The 19108-nt window shown below is 71.4% G+C and carries 18 protein-coding genes; 8 read left to right on the forward strand and 10 right to left on the reverse strand.

The annotated features are described in order from the left end of the window. Positions 1-10: 10 nt before the first annotated feature. The gene (locus tag PV796_RS34310; RefSeq protein WP_274917632.1) at positions 11-199 is read right to left on the reverse strand and encodes a DUF6381 family protein; all 189 of its coding nucleotides are present in this window, start codon (positions 197-199) and stop codon (positions 11-13) included. Between the two features lie 271 nt (positions 200-470). Here PV796_RS34310 and PV796_RS34315 point away from each other — a divergent pair, with 271 nt between their 5' ends. The 3 genes from PV796_RS34315 (at position 471) to PV796_RS34325 (ending at position 2755) form a co-directional block, all read left to right on the forward strand. Continuing rightward, positions 471-641: a hydrophobic protein gene (locus PV796_RS34315; RefSeq protein WP_274917633.1), complete on the forward strand. Its 171-nt coding sequence runs from the start codon at positions 471-473 to the stop codon at positions 639-641. Between the two features lie 9 nt (positions 642-650). Then, entirely contained in the window at positions 651-1457 is an 807-nt protein-coding gene (locus PV796_RS34320) for a VOC family protein (protein WP_274917634.1), read from the forward strand. A gap of 182 nt (positions 1458-1639) precedes the next feature. Next, complete coding sequence (locus PV796_RS34325) at positions 1640-2755, forward strand: hypothetical protein (protein ID WP_274917635.1); 1116 nt, start codon at positions 1640-1642, stop codon at positions 2753-2755. 81 nt (positions 2756-2836) lie between these two features. On the opposite strand, the gene PV796_RS34330 is transcribed toward PV796_RS34325, so the two are convergent. The 4 genes from PV796_RS34330 to PV796_RS34345 form a co-directional block, all read right to left on the reverse strand. Further along, the gene (locus tag PV796_RS34330; protein WP_274917636.1) at positions 2837-3073 is read right to left on the reverse strand and encodes a hypothetical protein; all 237 of its coding nucleotides are present in this window, start codon (positions 3071-3073) and stop codon (positions 2837-2839) included. A 128-nt stretch (positions 3074-3201) separates the two neighbouring features. Further along, positions 3202-3717, reverse strand: coding sequence for a DUF6328 family protein (locus PV796_RS34335; RefSeq protein ID WP_274919350.1), 516 nt, complete (start codon positions 3715-3717; stop codon positions 3202-3204). A 12-nt stretch (positions 3718-3729) separates the two neighbouring features. Next, entirely contained in the window at positions 3730-6312 is a 2583-nt protein-coding gene (locus PV796_RS34340) for an ATP-dependent Clp protease ATP-binding subunit (protein WP_274917637.1), read from the reverse strand. Positions 6313-6917: 605 nt separating this feature from the next. After that, positions 6918-7097: a hypothetical protein gene (locus PV796_RS34345; protein WP_274917638.1), complete on the reverse strand. Its 180-nt coding sequence runs from the start codon at positions 7095-7097 to the stop codon at positions 6918-6920. Between the two features lie 528 nt (positions 7098-7625). Between PV796_RS34345 and PV796_RS34350 the strand changes: the two genes are divergently transcribed. The 3 genes from PV796_RS34350 to PV796_RS34360 all read left to right on the forward strand — a co-directional run bounded on the left by PV796_RS34350 (position 7626) and on the right by PV796_RS34360 (position 10942). Beyond that, on the forward strand, positions 7626-7796 hold the full coding sequence (locus PV796_RS34350; RefSeq protein ID WP_274917639.1) for a hypothetical protein: 171 nt from the start codon (positions 7626-7628) through the stop codon (positions 7794-7796). Positions 7797-8029: 233 nt separating this feature from the next. Next, entirely contained in the window at positions 8030-9400 is a 1371-nt protein-coding gene (locus PV796_RS34355) for a cytochrome P450 (protein WP_274917640.1), read from the forward strand. 105 nt (positions 9401-9505) lie between these two features. Next, positions 9506-10942 (forward strand): M64 family metallopeptidase, encoded by a 1437-nt coding sequence (locus tag PV796_RS34360; protein ID WP_274917641.1) that lies wholly within the window; start codon positions 9506-9508, stop codon positions 10940-10942. A gap of 105 nt (positions 10943-11047) precedes the next feature. On the opposite strand, the gene PV796_RS34365 is transcribed toward PV796_RS34360, so the two are convergent. The 5 genes from PV796_RS34365 to PV796_RS34385 form a co-directional block, all read right to left on the reverse strand. Further along, a complete protein-coding gene (locus tag PV796_RS34365; RefSeq protein ID WP_274917642.1) occupies positions 11048-12244 on the reverse strand; it encodes a GDSL-type esterase/lipase family protein in 1197 nt (398 codons plus the stop codon). A 154-nt stretch (positions 12245-12398) separates the two neighbouring features. Then, positions 12399-12968: a TetR/AcrR family transcriptional regulator gene (locus PV796_RS34370; RefSeq protein ID WP_274917643.1), complete on the reverse strand. Its 570-nt coding sequence runs from the start codon at positions 12966-12968 to the stop codon at positions 12399-12401. Positions 12969-13295: 327 nt separating this feature from the next. After that, complete coding sequence (locus PV796_RS34375; protein ID WP_274917644.1) at positions 13296-13916, reverse strand: Type-2Aa cytolytic delta-endotoxin; 621 nt, start codon at positions 13914-13916, stop codon at positions 13296-13298. A gap of 150 nt (positions 13917-14066) precedes the next feature. Continuing rightward, the gene (locus PV796_RS34380; protein WP_274917645.1) at positions 14067-15458 is read right to left on the reverse strand and encodes an MFS transporter; all 1392 of its coding nucleotides are present in this window, start codon (positions 15456-15458) and stop codon (positions 14067-14069) included. Further along, entirely contained in the window at positions 15449-15961 is a 513-nt protein-coding gene (locus PV796_RS34385; protein ID WP_274917646.1) for a MarR family winged helix-turn-helix transcriptional regulator, read from the reverse strand. Before PV796_RS34385 ends, PV796_RS34380 begins: the two co-directional genes overlap by 10 nt. 233 nt (positions 15962-16194) lie before the next feature. Between PV796_RS34385 and PV796_RS34390 the strand changes: the two genes are divergently transcribed. Beyond that, on the forward strand, positions 16195-17292 hold the full coding sequence (locus tag PV796_RS34390) for a hypothetical protein (protein WP_274917647.1): 1098 nt from the start codon (positions 16195-16197) through the stop codon (positions 17290-17292). 406 nt (positions 17293-17698) lie between these two features. Continuing rightward, on the forward strand, positions 17699-19036 hold the full coding sequence (locus tag PV796_RS34395) for a helix-turn-helix domain-containing protein (protein WP_274917648.1): 1338 nt from the start codon (positions 17699-17701) through the stop codon (positions 19034-19036). Positions 19037-19108: the final 72 nt, after the last annotated feature.

Here is a 19108-nt window from a genome sequence, read left to right on the forward strand (position 1 = left end):
TACCGGGTGCTCACTCCGAGGGGTAGATGTCCCCGCTGCGCATGGCGCTCTCCTGTTCGCTCCGGCTCTGCAGCCGGCGGGACTTCTCCTGAAGCCGCTGCCGCTCCTTGGGGTCGCTGATGTGCTCCGCGGCGTCAGCAAGCTGCCTGGCCTTCTCCCGCATCTGCTGGAGGCGTGCGCGAGTCTCTTCCGAACTCATGACGGCTTCCTCTCCTACCGTGCCGATACCCGGCGTTCCCGAGGGGCGCGGCGCGCTCAGCCCGGCCGTCCCGGCCCGCGGGCACCCGCCCCGGAAAGCCGCTGCTACCAGCGAAACAGGGCCCGCCCCCGTCGGCACCTCGAAGCGTCACCGTGCGCGAGGACGCCGGCACCCGGAGCGCCCCGAGGGCACCCCGCAGAACCCGCGGGCGGCCGCCCGCCACAAGCGCATAATGGTGGGGCCAGGTAGGGAACCTCCGGAGGTGGATCCCGTGGCCCCTCTCCTCCTCGTCCTGCTGCTCGTGCTGCTCTTCGTGGGCGCCGGTTTCGTCATGAAGACGATCTGGCTCATCGCCGTCGCCCTGCTCGCCGTCTTCTTCATCGGCTTCCTGTTCCGTTCGTCGGGCCCGCGGGGCACCCGGGGCCGCCGCCACCACCGGTAGGCGAATGCCATGCCCGCCACCCGAGCCCGCACCACCGGCACCACCACCGCGACCGTCGGCGGCGCTCCCTGCTGGGTGAGCCTGATGACCCGCGACACGCAAGCCGCCCAGGACTTCTACGCCAAGGTCCTCGGCTGGACCTTCCGCCCCGGCACCGAAGGGGACGAGTGCGTCATCGCGCTCGCCGAGGGCAGCCCGGTCGCCGGCGTCGGCGCCCTCGGCATCCAGTGGCACGTCCCCGTCGCCTGGACCCCGTACTTCGCCGTGGCCAGCGCCAACGACACCGCCGCCCGGATCCGCGAGCGCGGCGCCACCCTCGCCGTCGGCCCCCTCGTCCTGGGCAAGGGCCGCGCCGCGCTCGCCGCCGACCGAGACGGTGCGGTGTTCGGCCTGTGGGAGGGCCAGACCCTCTCCTGGGCCGTCGGCCAGGGCGGCGCGCCGACGTGCCTGGAACTGCGCACCCGTGACGCCTTCGAAGCGGCCATCTTCTACGGCGAGGTCTTCGGTTGGTCCCCCGACCGCCCCGGCGGCTGCGACATCAGCTACGAGCACGACGAGGTGGTGGTGCGCGACGAGCGCGGGCACACCGTGGCCGCGCTCCGCGGCGGCGCCGTCGAATCCGCCCCGGACCCGCACGTCCGCCCCCGCTGGCACGTCTCCTTCCCGGTGCACGACATCGAGCGGGTCACCGAGGCCGCGGTCGCCGCCGGCGGCTTCGCGCTCCCGGTGACACCCCTGGTGGACGACTCCGGCTGCGAGGCCGTCATCCGCGACCCCCAGGGCGGCCTCTTCACCGTCGCCACCACATCCGGCTGATCCCGCCCGGCCGACACGCCCGGTCGTCGACGGGGCCCGCGGCGTGTCTCCACCGGATGGCCCGCCAGCATTGGCGCCCGCGGCCAAGAGGGACGTTGGCTGAACCACAGCAGGCACAACGCCAGATGAGCGCCGGCGCCGCACGGTGTGGACGCTCTCACCTCGTTCAGTGGAGTCCCTACATGTCACCTGAACCAGCTCCTCGTGGGGGCCAAGCCGACCCGTCCCCGACCGAGCACGGCGAACACGTCCCGGCCACCAGCCAAGAGAACGTCTCGTTCCGCACCCTCGTGTGGACGGCGGCCACCACGAGACCGGTGGAAGAGGTCGCCGCCCTCGTGGAACTGCTCAAGCGCAGCGGCGAAGACCCCAATCCGGGCGACGAGGCCCTCCGGGTCGCGGCCATGAGCCGCCCGGTGAGTGAGGTCGGGCCGCTGCTCGCCCTGCTCGGCGAGGCCCCGCACACCGCGGAGGCGAGCTACGAGGCGCTGCGTGCGGCGGCGGTCGGCAGATCCATCGACGAGGTCGCCCAGCTCATCAAGCTGTTCGACCGGGTCCAGGAAGGCCGCGTGCCGGTCGGCGGACCACCGCCGGGCGACGGCACTCCCGACGCCTTCGCCGACACCATGGGCATGGCCACGACGACCCTGCCCACCGTCAACAACGACCCGCACGTCGATCCGTACGCGGACCCCTACGGCGACCCTTACGGCCCCCTGGGACACGACTACGGCCGCCCCGGCCAGGGCCCGGCCGACGCCGCCGACCCGGCGATGCGGGAGAACCACCGAGACGCCCCGCCGCGCCCCCAGCGCGCCCCCTGGCCCGCGGCCAACCAGCCGTACCGCGGCGCCGATTGGCAGGCGGCCGGGGCCCCTGCCCAGCCGGGACAGGAGGTCGGTGGAGTGCTGCGGTCGGTGCTGCGCTGGCCCGCCGCCGCGGCCCTGGTCCTGTGCGGGCTGAGCCACCTGCCGCTGGGCGTCTCCGAGAGCCACGGCGGCCCCTCGGACGCCATCTCGATGACCATCGCCGTGGTGTACCTGCTGCTCGCGGGCTGCCTGGCGATGCGCGACACGGCCGTCGTCTGGACGACGAGTGCCGTGGCCGCGGTCACCGTGATCGTCCTGCACGCGCTGTCCCGGGCCGGTGTCCTGGTGCCGCTGCGCAGCAGCCTGGGCGACACCACGATGTGGCCGGAGCTGCTGGCGGTCGGACTCGCCATCGTCAGCGCCGGCCTGGCCGGCGCCGCGCTGCTCCTGCGCCCGCGCCGGGTGACGCCCGCGACGGCCGGTGCCTGATCGGCGAACGGGTGCGGCGGCCGTCCTTCGGGGCGGCCGCCGCAGCACGTTGTGGGCCCACGCGCCGCCGGGCCCGCACCCTCAGGCGACGCTGTCGGCCAGCTCCATGACCCCCTGGGTCCGTGCGCAGTGCGCGCAGCAGAAGAAGCGGCCGCTCGCCTCCAGCCCGTGTCCCAGAATCCGGCACCGGCAGTTGGCGCACGTTGGCGCGAGCGACTGCGCGGCGCACTCCACGCAGTCGAAGACATGCACCTCGTCGTCGATGCGCACCTCGAAACCCCGGGCGTAGTCGTTCCCGCAGACCTCGCAGACCGTCATGGTGATCCCTCCATCCCGCGGATGATCCGTCGAAGGCGCCGGCCCCGTGCCGCCACCCCCACCGGCCCGCCGGCGCACCCCCTACCCCGTTCCCATCGTCGCACCGCCCCCGCCGGCCCGCAGGGTGCTCAATCCCGCGTCGTGTAGCGGCGCAACACCCACGCCGGCAGCACGAACCAACACACCACGAACCACGTCACCAGGCCCGCCACCACCCACGGCGCGGCACCGGCGCCCAGCGCCAGCCGGAGGATGAGCAGCAGCGCCGACGCCACCGTGGCCAGCAGCAACACCACCCCGACCAGCGCCAGCCGCGAGGCCCACAGCACGGTCTGCGGCTTGAGCCGGTGCCCGGACACCAGCCGGTGGAAGGTCACCGTGCCCACCAGCGCCCCGGTGGTGGCCGCGCCCAGCAGCACGGTGATGACGTAGACGGTCCGGTCCGTGGCGTCGAGCGAGGCGAACCGTGGGGTGAAGGCCACGGTGAGCAGGAAGCCGAAGAGGATCTGCACGCCGGTCTGGATGACCCGGACCTCCTGGAGCAGCTCGGTCCACCGGCGGTCGGCGCGCTGCTCCTCGGTCTCCCGGCGGCCGTGCGACCAGGCCGGCTTCGACGTGCCGCCGTCGTCCCGTTGACCGTTCAGGGCAACTCCTCGCTACTGCGCCCGCTCCGGTGCGCTGGCCTGGAACGCGAGCGCCTCGTCCGTGACGTCCACCCGCACCAGGTCGCCCCTCGACAGCGCCCCGTCGAGGAGCATCCGGGACAGCGGGTTGTCGACCTCGCGCTGGATGGTCCGGCGCAGCGGCCGGGCGCCGTACTCCGGCTGGTGGCCGCGGCGGGTGAGCCAGTCCACGGCCGCGGGGGAGAACTCCACGGCGATGTCCTGGGCGTGCAGCCGGCGGCGGGTGCCCTCCAGCAGCAGCCCGGTGATCTGGTGGAGCTGTTCGTCGGTGAGTTGGCGGAAGATGATGATCTCGTCGAGCCGGTTGAGGAATTCGGGCCGGAAGTGGCCGCGCAGGGCGCCGAGCGCCCGGTCCCGCGCGCCGTCGTCCGCGCCTGCCTCCGTCGACCCGAAGCCGAGCACCCCGCGCCCGCCGCTGAGCGCGTCCGAGCCGAGGTTGCTGGTCATCACGATCACGGTGTTCTTGAAGTCCACCGTGCGGCCCTGAGAGTCCGTCAGATGTCCGTCGTCGAGGACCTGGAGCAGCATGTTGAAGACGTCCGGGTGCGCCTTCTCCACCTCGTCCAACAGCAGCAGGGAATACGGGTGGTGGCGGACCGCCTCGGTCAACTGACCCGCGTCGTCATGGCCGATGTATCCGGGCGGGGCGCCGATCAGCCGGCTGACGGTGTGCCGCTCCTGATACTCGCTCATGTCCAGGCGCACCATCCGGTCCTCGCTGCCGAACAGCGCCTCGGCCAGCGCCCGGGCCAGCTCGGTCTTGCCCACCCCCGTCGGGCCGAGGAAGAGGAAGCTGCCGATCGGCCGGTTCGGGTCGGCGAGCCCGGCCCGGGAGCGCAGCACCGCCTCCGCGACCGCGGCCACCGCGTCCTCCTGGCCGATCACCCGGTCCTTCAGCCGCCCCTCCAGCCCCAGCAGCCGGTCCTTCTCCTCCTCCGTCAGGCTGCTCACCGGCACCCCGGTCTGCCGCGACACGATCTCCGCGACGTCCTCGGCGGTGACCTCCACGATCCGTCCGTCGCCGCCCATCGGCCGCTCGCCCGGCGCCTCTTGGACGGTCCGGATCTGCTCGGTGAGCGCGGCGATCCGGTCCCGTAGTTCGGTGGCCCGCTCGTACTGTTCGGCGGCGACCGCCTGGTCCTTGTCCCGTACTAGTTGCTCCGCCTCGCGCTCCAGGTCGCGCACGCTGGGCGTCTTGGTGGCGGACCGCAGCCGGACCCGGGCGCCCGCCTGGTCGATCAGGTCGATCGCCTTGTCCGGCAGGAACCGGTCGGTGACGTACCGGTCCGACAGCTCCACCGCCGCCAGCACCGCCTCTTTGGTATACCGAACCTGATGGTGGGCCTCGTAACGGTCCTGGAGGCCGCGCAGGATCTGCACCGTGTCGGACACGCTCGGCTCCGGCACCAGGATCGGCTGGAAGCGCCGGGCCAGCGCCGCGTCCTTCTCGATGTACCGCCGGTACTCCTCCAGCGTGCTGGCCCCGATCACATGCAACTCCCCGCGCGCCAGCGCCGGTTTGAGCATGTTGCTGGCCTCCAGCGCACCGCCCTCCCCGGTGCCGCCGCCCGCCCCGACCACGGTGTGCAGCTCGTCGATGAAGACGATCAGCGACTCGGAGTGCGCCCGGACCTCCTCGATGATGTTGTTCATCCGCTCCTCGAAGTCGCCGCGGTAGCGGGTACCGGCCACCACCGCGGTCAGGTCCAGCGCCACGATCCGCCGCCCGGCCAGCGTGTCCGGCACCTCGCCGTCCGCCAGCCGCTGCGCCAACCCCTCCACGATCGCGGTCTTCCCCACGCCCGCGTCGCCGACCAGCACCGGATTGTTCTTCCCGCGCCGCGAGAGCACCTCGATGGTCTGCTCGATCTGCTCCTCCCGCCCGATCACCGGGTCGATCCGGCCGGCCCGGGCGAGGTCCGTCAGGTCCCGGCTGTACTTGTCCAGCGTCGGCGTCTCGTGATGCGGCGCCGGGCCGTGCTCGGCGCTGGACCCCGACGGCGGGTGCGCCCCGACCCCGCCGTGTCCGCCCGAGCCCGCCTGCGGGTCGAAGTGCGCCAGGTGCAGGATGCGCCCCGCCGCCGAATCCGGGTTCGCGGCCAGCGCCTCCAGCACGTGCTCCGGCCCGATGTACGACGCCCCCGTGCCGCGCGCCAGCTCGTGCGCCCCCAGCAGAGCCCGCTTGACCGCCGGAGTCACCGCGACGCTCTTGCGCAGCGGCCCGTTGCCGGCGTTGCGGTCGATCTCGGCCGCCAGTGCGTCCGGGTCGGCGCCGGACTGCCGCATCAGCGTCCGGGTCGGCTCCGAGCTGAGCGCCGCCCGCAGCAGGTGCTCGGTGCCCAGCTCGGGGCTGCCGTGCTCGGCGGCGTACGCGGCGGCGGAGGTCACCAGATCGCGGGCCGGCCCGCTCATCAGCCGGGCGATGTCCGCCTGCCGCGGCATCGCGGTGCCCCCCTCCTCCCCGGCCGACTCCGCGTTGCGCCCGAAGAACCGCGCGAGAAAGTCACCGAACGAGTCCGGGCCATAACCCTCCGGACCCATGAATCCGTTGCTCATGTGCGTCCGTTCCGCTGTCACGACGGTGCCGCGACACGCTGCCTAGTCAGGTACCTAGTGCTCATTCCCTGTGCAGTCGCCCGGTGCGTCGCCGCCGCGACGTGCGACTCCTCTGCTTCAGGATCGACGCCCGACGGAGCGTTCGCACCCGGGAGCCGGGAGGCCAACGGGGCAACGCACACAGACCGGGGCCCCGGCCGCGGACCATAGGCCCTCTCCTCAACGGCAGCTCGACGCACCCACCCACCGGCGGCCCGGCCCGCGAACCCCCTCACAGGCCCTCGGCGCTCTTCTGTCGGCGCACGACGCTGCCGAGCTCGTCCGCGCCGGAGCGGACGAGCCCGTACTTCAGCGGACGGGCCCGTACCGCAGCACCACCCACCCCACGTCGAAGGCGTTCCCCGCGGTTCGGGTCACCACAGGTGGAAGGCGGATCCGAAGTTGAAGCCGAAGGCGGCGACGGCGAGGCCGACGAGGGCAATCGCGGGCCCGAGTGCCAGGGGCAAGGGGGGCCAACCGGGGTCGGGGCGGGTCGGGTCGACCCGCCGTGAACGGGGCCGTGCCCGCGGCCTGTCTGCCGGCGGTGGCGAGGTCCTGCTGCACGTTCACCGGTTGGCCGGTGAGGGCCTGGTTGGCCATCGGACGACCTTGTGCAGCTCGTTGCCCGTGGTGTCCCAGGAACGCGCGATCTTGCGGAGCGTGTCACCGTTGCCGCCGGGGAGGTCCGCCTCGCCTGCCTGGAGGGCCTTCAGGACCTTGCCGTCGATCCAAATGTTGACGCTCAACTCAGGCCCCCTGAGGGCGCGTTACGGACTGGAGGTGGCTCACGGCCGTCCGTTCCGCGTCCTTGTAGGCGGCGGTGTTGGTCCGCAGCCGGTCGGCGTCACTAGTCAGCACTCACAACTTCCCTCGTATCGCGCCGAGTTCATCGGTGCCCGATCGCGGGGTGGCTTCGACAGTCGCCCGCGCCGTTGGTGAAGTGGACAGAGCGCCCCCGAGATCCGATATGATCATGATGCAGCTTCGGTCCGCGACAGCGGGCGGGACGCATGCGTCTGTGGTCCAAGGAAAGACGTCCACCAACCGGTGGGAGATGCAGGTGCAAGGCCGGCCAGGCGCTCGGTAGAAGGGGCCGTTCCTCGTTACGGGGGACGGCCCCTTCGTTGTTTTCTGGGGACCCCTCGGCGTGCGCCGTCGCGAACTTCCGCCCTGGCGTTCGCCTCTTCGGGTTGTGGTTGCGGCAAAGCGCTTCAGGTGCCTGGTCCGGGCCGGTATCTTGGACAGCTTAACCGCGTCGGAGCAGGGAGGACGGTATGAGCAGCGTGCCATGGACCATCGAGCGAATTCGTGAGGCACTAGCCAGCCCGTCCCTCGCCCGGCGCTTCGACGACGAGATCGATCGTGCGTCGGCGGACGAGCTCCTCGACGTCTTCACGAAGTGGCAGCGGATCGCGGGCGGTTTGCGGGCGACCGTCGACCGCTGACGCGCGCCGGCCGGTCCCGCGGACAACCATGCTGGATCGGGCCGTAGTTGGGACATGTGACGATCCGTTCGCGACCACCTCCAGCGTCGTGACCGCGGCCGTCAGTCGGATCGGATGCGGCCCTGTCAGGCACGGGGGCGAGCCCGTACGATCGGGCTGCGCGCGCCGAAGAGCCCCGTGCGTTATGCGTGGTGCGTTGGGTTGACTGTGAACTGACTGGAGGGGCGGTCGTCATGAACATCCCTGGTCCTGAGGTCCGGGCGGATGGTGGGGCGGGCGCCATCGCGGCCGCGGGCGGACTGCACACGTACCAACTCCAACTGCACGCCGACCACGGGCCCGTCGTGCGGTTCCCACTCCCGGGCGCGGGTGAGGCGGTGTCGATCGCCGATCCGGTGTTGTTGGAGGCCGTGGCGGGCATCGACGAGCGGCCGGAGCGGCTGTTCGCGTTCCTGGACCCGCTCTGCGAGGCGGGCAACCTCCAGGTGATGCCGGCCGAGGAGCACGGGCCGTGGCGGCAACTGCTGCTGTCCGTACTGGCCGGACGGCCGTCCCACGAGCGGCACTTCGCGCAGTTCACGGAGTTGGTGACGGTGCTCGCGGATCGTTGGGCGGAGCAGGCCGAGGAGGTCGAGCCGGCTGGGGGAGCTGTCGAACTCGACCAACCCGACGGCGTCCAGCGGGCGTCCGTCGCGTTGCAGAAGGACCTCACGGCGCTGTCGCTGCGCATGATCGGTGGGTATGCGCTGGGTGGCGAAGTGGCCGATCCGAACGGCGTGGTCGCCGCGTTCGAGGACGTACTCACCGCCCACCTGGGGCGGCTCTACGACGCGCCGCCCGCGGCCGTGCAAGCCGCGCGCGACGCACGGGCCGACGCCGCCCTGGCCCATCTACGCGCCACCGTCGACGAGTTGGTCGGCGCGCACCGCTCCGACGGCCGCACGGACCGGAGCGATCTCATCGGCGCGCTCGTGGCGGCCGGCGAGCGGCCCGCGCGCATCCGCGACACCGTCATGGTGACGATGCTGGCCGCCCACCACACGACCGGGGTGGCGGTGTCCTGGACCCTGCACCTGCTCGGCCAGCACCCCGACGTCGCCGAACGGGTCGCCGACGAACTGGACCAGGTGCTCGGCACGCGCCCCGCACCCGACTACGCCGATCTGCGCCGACTCCGCTACCTGGACATGACGCTCAAGGAAGCGATGCGGCTCTATCCGCCCGGCCCGTATGGCGCGCGGGAGACGTCCGAAGCCCTCGTGGTGGGCGACTACGAGATCCCGGCCGGGACGACGGTCTTCTGTCCGTTCTGGGCCGTGCACATGAACCCCGACTACTGGCCCGAGCCGGAGCGGTTCCGGCCCGAGCGCTTCACGCCGGAAGAGGCGGCCGGGCGGCCGAGGCTGGCGTACATCCCGTTCGGCTTCGGGCCGCGAAGCTGTGAGGGCGCCGGACTGGCCACGGTCGAGGCCGAGTTGATGCTCGCCGTCCTGCTCAAGCGCTTCCGCTTCCGGCCCGTACCGGGGCACGAGGTGACGCCGATCGAACGGTTCGTCCTGTGGGCGGCCGACGACATCCGCATGACGGTGAGCCTGCGGGGTTAGCTCCCGACCGCCGGGGAGGGGGAACGGGGCGCGCGCCCCCAGCCCCCTCGCCTCTTTCGGCTGTCTCTATTCTTCTCTCAACTCCCTTTCCAGTAAGGAGATTTGATGCTCTTGCCTCGACGTCGCCTCAGACGGATATGTGCCGTCGCGGGGGTGTGCACGCTCGCGCTCACGGGACTCTCCGTCCCGGCCGCCGCCGATCCGGGGCCCCGGGTGCGCGTGGAAGTCCCCGGCCCGGCGCCCGATGACCCGGCGGCCGCCGACGGTCCGGCCGGATCTGGCTATCGCTACGTTCCCCGCAGCTTCCCCCGCGCTCCCGCCGCCAGTCTGACCCCCGTCGGCCTGACCGCCGCCGCGCAGGGCGCCGACGGTCAGGTCACCAAGGTCATCGACAACGGCGACCCCAAGGACCGGCTCGACGTCGTCGTGGTCGGCGACGGCTACACCGCGGACCAACTCGACCAGTTCCACACCGACGCCAAGCAGAAGTGGCACGACTTCCTCGGCGTGGAGCCGTACCGGACCTACCAGAAGCTCTTCAATGTCTGGACCGTCGACGCGGTCTCCCAAGACAGCGGGGTCAGCGGGGATCCCGGCAAGGACGTGGTCCGCAACACGGCACTCGGCGCGCACTTCTGGTGCGACGGCACCGAGCGCCTGCTCTGCATCGACCAATCGAAGGTCGACTCCTACGTCGCCAAGGCACCGCAGGCCGACCTGGTGATCGTGCTCGCCAACAGCGCGAAGTACGGCGGCGCCGGCTACAACGAGGCCAGCCCGACGCTCGGTTACGAAGGCATCGCCACCGCCTCCGCGCACGACGAGGCGTCCAGTCAGGTCGCCGTCCACGAGACCGGCCACTCCCTCGGCAAACTGGCCGACGAGTACTCCTACCCGGGCGTCCCCGAGTACCAGCAGTACACCGGGCCCGAGAAGCCGGAGTCCAACTCGTCCGTGTTGAACGCGGGCGCCATGGCCGCCGGGCGCACCAAGTGGTACCGCTGGCTGGGCGCGGCCTCGCCGGACGGCGGCACGGTCGGCGCGTTCGAGGGCGGCAACTACTACGTGAAGGGCTTGTACCGCCCCACGGCCGACTCCCTGATGCGGACCCTCGGCAGGCCCTTCAACCTGCCTGGCGCAGAAGCCATGATCGCCGGGTTCTACCGGCACGCCTCGCCGGCCGCCCCGGTCGATCGAACCCAACGGGGGAGTACCACGGCGAGCCTGGCCCTGCCCCGGGCGGGCGACGTCGCGCACGGCGAGGTACTCGTCCGCTGGTATCTCGACGGCCGCGAACTGCGCGGCTACCGCGACCGCGATCGCGTGACGCTCCGTCAACTCGCGGTCGGGAGAGGCCGCCACCGCCTGACGGCGACCGTCACCGACGCCACCTCCGCGGTACGGGACCCGGCGGTGCGCGCGAAGCTGACCGGCTCCACGGGCTGGACCGTTCAACACGGCACGGGCTCGGCCACGGACCTCGCCTCCCGGATCGTGGCGACGCCGGATGCCGCGGCGGTGCCTGGACGGGCGGGGCGTTAGCGGGAGAGGCCCCATCGTTGGGCTTCCCCGGCAGGTGCGTCCCCGGCGGGCGCGGGCGTACCGGGTAACCGGTACGCCCCTGCCCGTACCCGTTCCTGCCCGCCCTCAGGCACCGGCTCCGCCGCGCTCCCCGAACGGACCGTCGTCGGAGAACGCCAACTCGGCGAAGCGTGCGCCGATCCGGCGGTGCGCGGCCGCGTCCGGATGGAGGCCGTCGGGCAGCGGCAGCTCGGCGAAGTCCGCCTCGCCGTAGAGCTCGCGACCGTCGAGGTAGTAGAGGTTCGGGTCCTCGGCGGCGCGCTGTGCCACGATGCGGGCCAGCTCGTCCCGGATGACGTTCAGGGTGAGCTTGCCGTTCGCGCGGTCCGCCGGGTCGCCCGTGGCCACGAACCGCAGTTGCCCGGTGCTGAGGGAGCTGAAGTCCGGAGCGCAGGGGCCGGGCGTGTCCTCGTGGATGGGGCACAGGATCGACGAGACGACCAGCAGTGGGGTGGTGGGGTGGCCCTCGCGGACGGTGTCGAGGAAGCCGTGGACGGCCGGAGTGAAGGCGCGCAGCCGCATCAGGTCGGCGTTGACCAGATTGATCCCCATCTTGATGCTGAGCAGATCGGCGGGGGTGTCGCGCAACGCGCGGGCGGTGAACGGGTCGAGCAGTGCGCTGCCGCCCAGGCCCAGGTTGATCAGCTCCACGCCGCCGAGGGAGGCGGCGAGCGCGGGCCAGGTGGTGGTCGGGCTGGCCGCGTCCGAGCCGTGGCTGATCGAACTGCCGTGGTGCAGCCACACCTTGCGGCCGCGGTCCGGCGCGGGTTCGACGGGGGCGTCGGTGCGCAGCGCGACGAGCTCGGTGGTCTCGTTGTGCGGCAACCAGATCTCGACGTCCTTGACGCGGTCCGGCAGTTCGGCGAAGCGCAGGGTGCCGGTCGGGCCGGGTTGGTGCTCGAAGGTTCCGGTGGCCATGTCGATGGTGAGGGTGGCACCGCCGAACACGCTGTGCTGACCGGCCAGTTGGCCGTCGACGAGGAGGTCGTACACCCCGTCCGGGCGGGCCGGCGCCCCCACGTAGACCCGCTTGGTGGGCAGCGTCTCCAACTCGACGACGGTGGCCCGCGTACGGAACGCCAGTCGCACGCCGGAGGGTTGGGACTCGGCCATGGCGAGCTGGCCGTCCGCGTACTGGGCGCGGGCCCGTGCGGGCAGCCGGTGCGGTAGCAGGCCGTGCGCGGTGTGCTCCAGGTCGAGCGCGCCGCGCACGAGGTCCGGGGTGAGGGGGGTGGTGATCAAGGTGTGCTGCTCGGTGCTCATCTCGTTGCCTCTGCTGGCGTCGGCGGCCGGTTGATCGGGGTGTGGGCGGGCGGGCTGGGTCGGAGGATTCGAGCCGTTGTGGGTACGGCAGTTGTTGCGGTTGCGGAGGTGTCGGGCCGGTTGGGCGTGAGCGCGGTGGTTGCCTGGCCGGCGTTCAGCGCGCGGGCCAGTTCCGCAACAGGGCGTCAAGGGCGTCCAGGACCCGCGACCAGGATTCCTGCGAGTCGGGTGCGCTGTGACTGAACCCTCCGGCCAACTCCAGGCTGACGTAGCCGTGGAAGACGCTGCCCAGCATCCGCACGGCATGGGTCTGGTCCGGCTCCGTCAGGTGGTAGCCGCGCAGGATCGCCCGCATCATCTGCGCGTGCTTGACGCCCGCGCTCGCCGCCGCGGTCTTTGGGTCGAGCCTGAACTGAGCGGCGGCGTAGCGGCCGGGGTGCTCCTGGGCGTAGTCGCGGTAGACGTTGGCGAAGGCGGTCAGGGCGTCCCGGCCGGCGCGTCCCGCCAGGGCCTCGGCGGCCCGGTCGGCGAGTTCTTCCAGGGCGAGCAGGGCGATCCTGGTCTTGAGGTCCTGCGAGTTCTTCACGTGCGAGTACAGGCTCGCGACCTTGACGTCGAACCGCCTGGCGAGCGCCGAGGCGGTCACCTGCTCGAAACCCACCTCGTCGGCCAACTCGGCCCCCGCCCGGACCAGACGTTCCGTGGTCAGCCCTACGCGCACCATGACGGTTGCCGCTCCCTTGAATGCTCCAACTTTTCCCTAAAAGCTTTAGGGAAGTGAGTGTAGCACTTAGGTTCGGGTGGGTGCCGTGTGGAGGTGCGCGCACGCGGATACGGGCATGGGTGTGCCTGTGGGCGTCGGTGTCGGCGTCGGTGTGGGCAGGGACGCGGGGCGGGCGTGCGGCGGGTGGGGGGTGCCGGTGGGGACCTCCTGCGTTCGCATCCCCACCGGCACGCAGCCGTCATCAACTAGCCGTGTCGGAACGGCACTTGGACCGGATCGGCACTTGGGTCAGACCGTCACTGGGATCGGACCGTGGCTGGTCTCAGATCACTGCTGGGCGCACGCCGTCGTCGGGACCGGTTGCCGCACCGTGATCGCGTTGACGCGGATCGCGCACTGTGCGACGTCGTCCATGTTGAGCGCGCCGATCTTGTCCGGGCTCAGTGCGATCGTGATGTTGATGCAGAAGGCGACGGCGTAGAGGGAGCCGCCGCTGTCCTCGTCCTGGACGGTGAACAGCAGGTTGTAGCGGTAGCTGGTGCTGTCGGGGGAGTCGCCGTGGACGGAGAAGTGCGCGCCGTCTTGGTCGCGCAGGCCGACGAAGACCTCGGTGAGTGCGGCCTCGGCCTTCTCCCAGAAGGCGGGGTGGTCGAAGGGTTGGGGAAGTGCCTGGCGGAGCGCCTCCCGAAGGGACATCACCAGCACGCCGATCGGTGCGGTCTCTTGGAGGCCCCAACCGCGGACGATCTTGACGGTGGAGCCTTCGGGAACGGCGCTGGCGGCCCGGCTGACCTCGCCGAAGTCGACGTCCGCGGTTGCCGGCGCGATCGCGCGCTGGAACGTGTCGGCAATGGCCTGCGCCCGTTCCAGAGCGGCGGAGCCCACCTCGAAGACCGTCTTGAAGGGTGCCTTGAAGGCCGTCCTCGCGGCGGCGGGTTGGTCGGACATGACTGCTCCTCACATGCGGGAAATCGCGTCGCGCCGACCGGAAGTATGCCCCCGCGCCTGCTCGGTGGCGTCACCGCCCTCGCCTTACGCCCGGCGCCCCGGCCGGAGGCGGAGCGGCGAACTGCCCTGATGACCCGTCACCGAACGCGGTCAAGAACCCGCAGAGTCAACGGAACCCGTAGGCCCGACGGAGCCCGCTGACCCAACGGAACCCCCAGGCTCCGCAGGGCGAACGGTCCCGCCGCTACCCGCAGCCCCCACCGGCTCGGCAGGCCCCGCGTCCGTACCACTCCGCCCACCCTGTCCGTGCCGTCCCCGCAACCCCGGCGTGCGGACCCCCACCGTCACCACGGCCGCCAGGCACAGCACCCCACCGCTGACCAACGCCACCGTTCCCGACGTTGCGTTCGCCACCACCCCGCCCCGCATATTGCCGAGGTCCGGCCCGGCCTGGCCCACGATCTGTTCCGCTGCGCCGACCCGACCCAGCAACGCACTCGGGGTGTGTGACTGGACGATGGTGCCCCGGGACACCACGGACACGGTGTCCGCCGCACCCGCCAGGACCAGACAGGCCAACGCCAGCCACCTGTTGGGCGCGAGGCCGAACAGGGCGAGCGCCAGACCCCAGCCCGCCGAGCCGCCGAGCATGACCAGACCGGGCCTGGGCAGCCTGGTGAACGTCCCGGAGAAGAGCGAGGCCGCGAGGCCGCCGATCGAGACCGCGGACAGGAACAGGCCCAACGTGCGCGGACCGCCCCCGAACCGTTCGGCGTTGACCAGTGGGAACAGGCTGATCGGCATCGACAGCACGGTGGTTGCGAGATCGGTCAGCAACGCCCCGCGAACGGCGGGCGTGCGGGCCAGGAAGGCGAGCCCGTCCGCAACGTCCCGCAGCCCGGCCCGCGCCGACCCGGCGTTCCCCTCCGGTCTCCCGCCCGTTGCGCTCGACGGCAGCCTCAACGCCCCGTACAACGCACCGGCGAAACTGAGCGCGTCGAGGGCGTAACAGGCACCGACCCCCGGCCCGCCCAGCATCAGCCCGGCCAACGCCGGCCCGACCAACATCGCGCCCTGGAAGGAGATCCGCCGCAATGCCAGCCCGGCGGCCAGCTGTTCCCCGGGCAGCAGCGCCGGAACGAACGTCTTGGCCGCCGGCCCACCGCCCGCCACGAAGCAGGACTGCACCGCCACCAGCAGCACCACCCCCACCACCGGCACGCCGCCGCCGAACCCCTGCACCGCCAGCGCCACCGAACACACGGCCTGGCCGGCCGTCATCGCCACGTAGCACGTCCGTCGGTCCACGCGGTCGACCACCGCACCCGCGAACAGTCCCAGCGCGATGAGGGGAACCGCCTGGGCCAGTGCGACCGCACCGCTCCAGACGGTGCTGTGCGTCATCTGCCAGACCTGGAACATCACGGCGACGACGGTCATTTGACCGCCGAACCCGGAGAGCGTCTGGCCGACCCAGAGCCGCCGAAACGCCCGCGACGTCCGCAACGGCGTGACGTCGATCAGCGCGCGCCTCACTCCCACGCGGGATCCGCCGCCAGCTTCGCCACGATCCGGTCGTGGAAGCTCTTGCGTTCCAACGCCCGCTCGACGTCGACGACGACCCGGGAGAGCGGGTACGGCACCTCGGCCTCAACCTCCGCCAGCGCGGCCTCAGTTGCCCGCCACTCCGCCGCCAACCGCCCGATGGCGGCCCGCGCCTTGTCCGTCAGCGCCACCTGCTTGCTGCGCGCGTCCTCGCCGGTCACGGTCTCGACCCAGCCGGCCGCCCGCATCGCGGCCACCTTCTGACTGAGTGCGGAATGCGTCCGGCCGACCGACTCGGCCAGCGCCGTGATCGTCATCGGCCCACAGGCATGCAGCCGCAACAATTCCTGCACGAAACTGGGCTTCAGCCCCTCGATCCGCCGCTCCGCATAGACCCGCGCAATCTCCGCATCCATCCGCTCCTGCAACAGCCGCAGGGGCCGCCACAGACTCTCCTGACTGGGATCGCTACCGGGGTCGGTGGTGGGGGAGTCGCTCATACCGCAACCATAACAGCGCTTATACAAGCGCTGTTGCATTTCGCTGACTCGGGTGGAACGACCCTGCGTCGGCGGGGGCCGCTCCCCACGGTCCTCGCATTGCGCAAGATCATCGACAACTGCTGTCGGCCGCCCACTGATCACCTGAAAGGGAGCCCGCAAACCGCGTGAACGGGTTCCTATAGGCTGCTCGCTCTGTCTCTTGCAACCCGTGTTGATCTGGGGAGTTCCCTGTGACCGTAGCGACCGCTGCGTCCGAGCCGGCCGTCCCGCCCGTCGACGAGACGTCGGAAGAAGAGAGTTTCTGGGACGAGAGGGCGTCGTCCGGCGATGAGGTCGCGGCGGGTGCCGTGGACGATCATGTCGTGCGGGATGCCCGCGAGTTCGGGGTGTACGCGCGGACCGGCGGCTGGGCGTTCGCGCTGAAGGTCGCGCGCAGCGTGCGGCCCGGAGGGCAGGCTGCGGGGGAGACTTCGAAGGTCTCCGCGAAGGAGTTCGCCGAGCTGGCCGGGTGTTCGCCGGAGCGCGTGATGCGGTTCTACAAGGCATGGGACATGGCCGCTGACGACGGTGTCGTCCCGCAGTTCGAGGCGCTGGCCCCCGGTGCGGACATCGAGCTGCCGGACGCTGAGATGTGGCTCTCGTACTACAGCTCCCGCAACAGCGCCACGTCCGTACGCGGTACCGCGATCACTGCCGCGGCCGAGGCCGAGGGGATCCGGCCGACCAAGGCCCTGGAGGTCGCGGAGAACCCCACCGCGCTGCGTGCCGCGATCCTCGCCGACCCCTCGACCGCCAAGGCTGCCCAGGCTGCGCTGCTGGACCGGCTCAAGGAGGACCCGGCCCTGCAGGCGGAGCTGGCCCGCGACGTTCTGCGGACCGACGAGCTGAAGAAGGCGGTGGCCACCGAGAGTCGGGCGGCGGACCGCATCGGATACGTGCGCCAGATCGCGGAGAACGGCCAGATCAAGACCCCGGCCGGGCAGACCGTCGACGCCCCCGTCGAACTCCGGGCGGAGGCCGAGCGGCACCTGTCCCTCCTCGACGAGCTGGACGACGACGAGGAGGCCGGCGAGTGGGTCACCGAGGCGTACGACACGGTCAAGGGTCTCGTGGTGCAGGCCGTCGAGGCCGACCCCGAACTGCGCGTCCAGGAACGCCGCACCAAGTTCTACAGCAGTCTGCAGAAGGCGACGAAGGTGTTCGAGGAGTTGACCTTCGACGACGCCGACGACATCTACGAGGACGACATGGTCCAGCGGCTGGAAGAGCTCCAACTGGCCATCGCCAGCTGCATCACCGCCCTCCGCAAGGCGGCTCCCGAACGCTGAGCGGCCGCGTTCCGGCAGCACGCCGGTTGTGGGCGGTTGACCGGGCTGCGGACGGCGGCGGACCGGATCGAGTCGTTCTTCGCGGGCTGAGGCGCCGGGTGGCCGGTGGGTGGCGCTCCGGGGGACAGTCGCATCTGTCCGTATTGCCATTGCTTGAGGTCCTGTGGGTGTTGTGTTCACCCCTCGCTTTGGTGTCAGAGCACTTGGTGAATGGTTCCGTCGGTGGATTCCGGGACGGGTGCTCACCATCCTGGATGAGCGGGAGAGGAACGGTCGAACGGCATCGGCCGGGACTTTTCCAGCATTCCTCACTCTGAATTCAGGAACGTACAGAGAAAGGGCGCCCGGATCCGTGAGCAATAAACTACGGGAAGCGGTCCGCGAAATTTGTGACCGGGAAAGAGGAGTGCTCGGACACGTCGCGTTCGGGGACGCCTACGGGGAGACCGGCCGGCGCGTGAACGTCGGTCCGCATGCTGTCGGAAAGAAGTCGGCACCGTCGGCGGGGGATGCCGGAGCAGTCCCCTTCGCCGAGCTTCTGAAGAGCCATCGGGGTCGGTCCGGACTGACCCAGCAACAACTGGCGGACTTCGCCACGTTGAGCGTCCGAGCGATCCGGGACCTGGAGAGCGGCAGGGTGCGGCGGCCCCGGCGGGAGAGCGTGGGGCTGCTCGCCGACGCGTTGCGGTTGGCCGACCCGGAGCGTCTGCAACTGCACGCCGCCGGTGGAAGCCCGGCGGACCACCGGGTCCCGCTGTTCGAAGTGCCCACGCCGCCCGCTCCGCCCGGCGCGCTGGTGGGCCGGGAGGCGGAGTTGCAGGTCCTGCTCGATCAGGTGACCGTGCACGGCCACCGCCTGGTGAGCGTGGTCGGAATCAGCGGCATCGGCAAGACGCATCTGGTGCTTGAGGCGGCCAAGGTGCTGCGTGCCAGGGGCTGGCGGGTCGGGTGGCACTCCTTGACCGGGGAGCCACCGTGCTGCGGTGCGATCCCGGCGGCCGTCTCCGGTTCCGACGAGCCGCCGACGCGCGCCACCGACCTGACCGACGATCTCGCCAGGGCGATCGGCGAGCGGCGCGAGCTGCTGGTGATCGACGGCGACGACGCTCCGGGGTCCGGCAGGGTGGACGTCGGCGAACTGCTCCGGCGTTGCCCGGGGTTGAGCGTCGTGGTGACCGGTCTGGCGCCGCGCTACCTGTCGGGCGAGCGCGTACTGCCGCTCACCGCGATGGTCGTGCCGGAGGAGGCGCGGGACTACGACCACGCCCGGCTGAGCGAGGTCGCGTCCGTGGCGCTGTTCCTGTCCCACATGCGCCGCTCGCGGCCGGGGTTCCGGCTGCGGGAGGACAACGCGCACGCGGTGGTGCAGTTGTGCCGCTGGCTCGACGGCGTCCCCAGGGCCCTTGAATACGCGGCGGGTTGGTGCCTGGTGTACTCGCCGGAGCTCCTGCTGGCCCGAGCCGGTCGTGACTCGCATCTGCTCTCCTCGCCGACGGGCTGCGCCTGCCAGAACCTGCTGCGTTCCCTGGCGCGCAGCGTCGACGTCGTGGCCGAGCGCTACCGCCACGTGCTGGCCGAGGTGGCGGACCGTCCGCACTGGACGGTCGCGGACATCGATCACCTGGTCCCGGATCCCCCCGCCGCCTTGCACGCGCTGTTGATCCACGGCCTGGTGCGGCGGGCAGGCGCCCACCTGCCGGAGCGGTTCACGGCGCTGCATCTGGTGCGGCTCTTGTACGTGTAGGGCCGCACCCCGACCAGGACCGCACCCCGACGGGGGCGACGCCAGGCCGCTGAGACTGCCGCTGGTTCTGCC

It is taken from the genome of Streptomyces sp. WZ-12, assembly GCF_028898845.1.
Lineage (GTDB): Bacteria > Actinomycetota > Actinomycetes > Streptomycetales > Streptomycetaceae > Streptomyces.

Excerpts from the sequence above, each read along its gene's own strand:
- PV796_RS34360 (WP_274917641.1), top strand. The coding sequence starts at position 9,506 with ATGCTCTTGCCTCGACGTCGCCTCAGACGGATATGTGCCGTCGCGGGG.
- PV796_RS34340 (WP_274917637.1), bottom strand. The coding sequence starts at position 6,312 with ATGAGCAACGGATTCATGGGTCCGGAGGGTTATGGCCCGGACTCGTTC.
- PV796_RS34385 (WP_274917646.1), bottom strand. The coding sequence starts at position 15,961 with ATGAGCGACTCCCCCACCACCGACCCCGGTAGCGATCCCAGTCAGGAG.
- PV796_RS34330 (WP_274917636.1), bottom strand. The coding sequence starts at position 3,073 with ATGACGGTCTGCGAGGTCTGCGGGAACGACTACGCCCGGGGTTTCGAG.
- PV796_RS34325 (WP_274917635.1), top strand. The coding sequence starts at position 1,640 with ATGTCACCTGAACCAGCTCCTCGTGGGGGCCAAGCCGACCCGTCCCCG.
- PV796_RS34320 (WP_274917634.1), top strand. The coding sequence starts at position 651 with ATGCCCGCCACCCGAGCCCGCACCACCGGCACCACCACCGCGACCGTC.
- PV796_RS34375 (WP_274917644.1), bottom strand. The coding sequence starts at position 13,916 with ATGTCCGACCAACCCGCCGCCGCGAGGACGGCCTTCAAGGCACCCTTC.
- PV796_RS34365 (WP_274917642.1), bottom strand. The coding sequence starts at position 12,244 with ATGAGCACCGAGCAGCACACCTTGATCACCACCCCCCTCACCCCGGAC.
- PV796_RS34355 (WP_274917640.1), top strand. The coding sequence starts at position 8,030 with ATGAACATCCCTGGTCCTGAGGTCCGGGCGGATGGTGGGGCGGGCGCC.
- PV796_RS34310 (WP_274917632.1), bottom strand. The coding sequence starts at position 199 with ATGAGTTCGGAAGAGACTCGCGCACGCCTCCAGCAGATGCGGGAGAAG.
- PV796_RS34370 (WP_274917643.1), bottom strand. The coding sequence starts at position 12,968 with ATGGTGCGCGTAGGGCTGACCACGGAACGTCTGGTCCGGGCGGGGGCC.
- PV796_RS34350 (WP_274917639.1), top strand. The coding sequence starts at position 7,626 with ATGAGCAGCGTGCCATGGACCATCGAGCGAATTCGTGAGGCACTAGCC.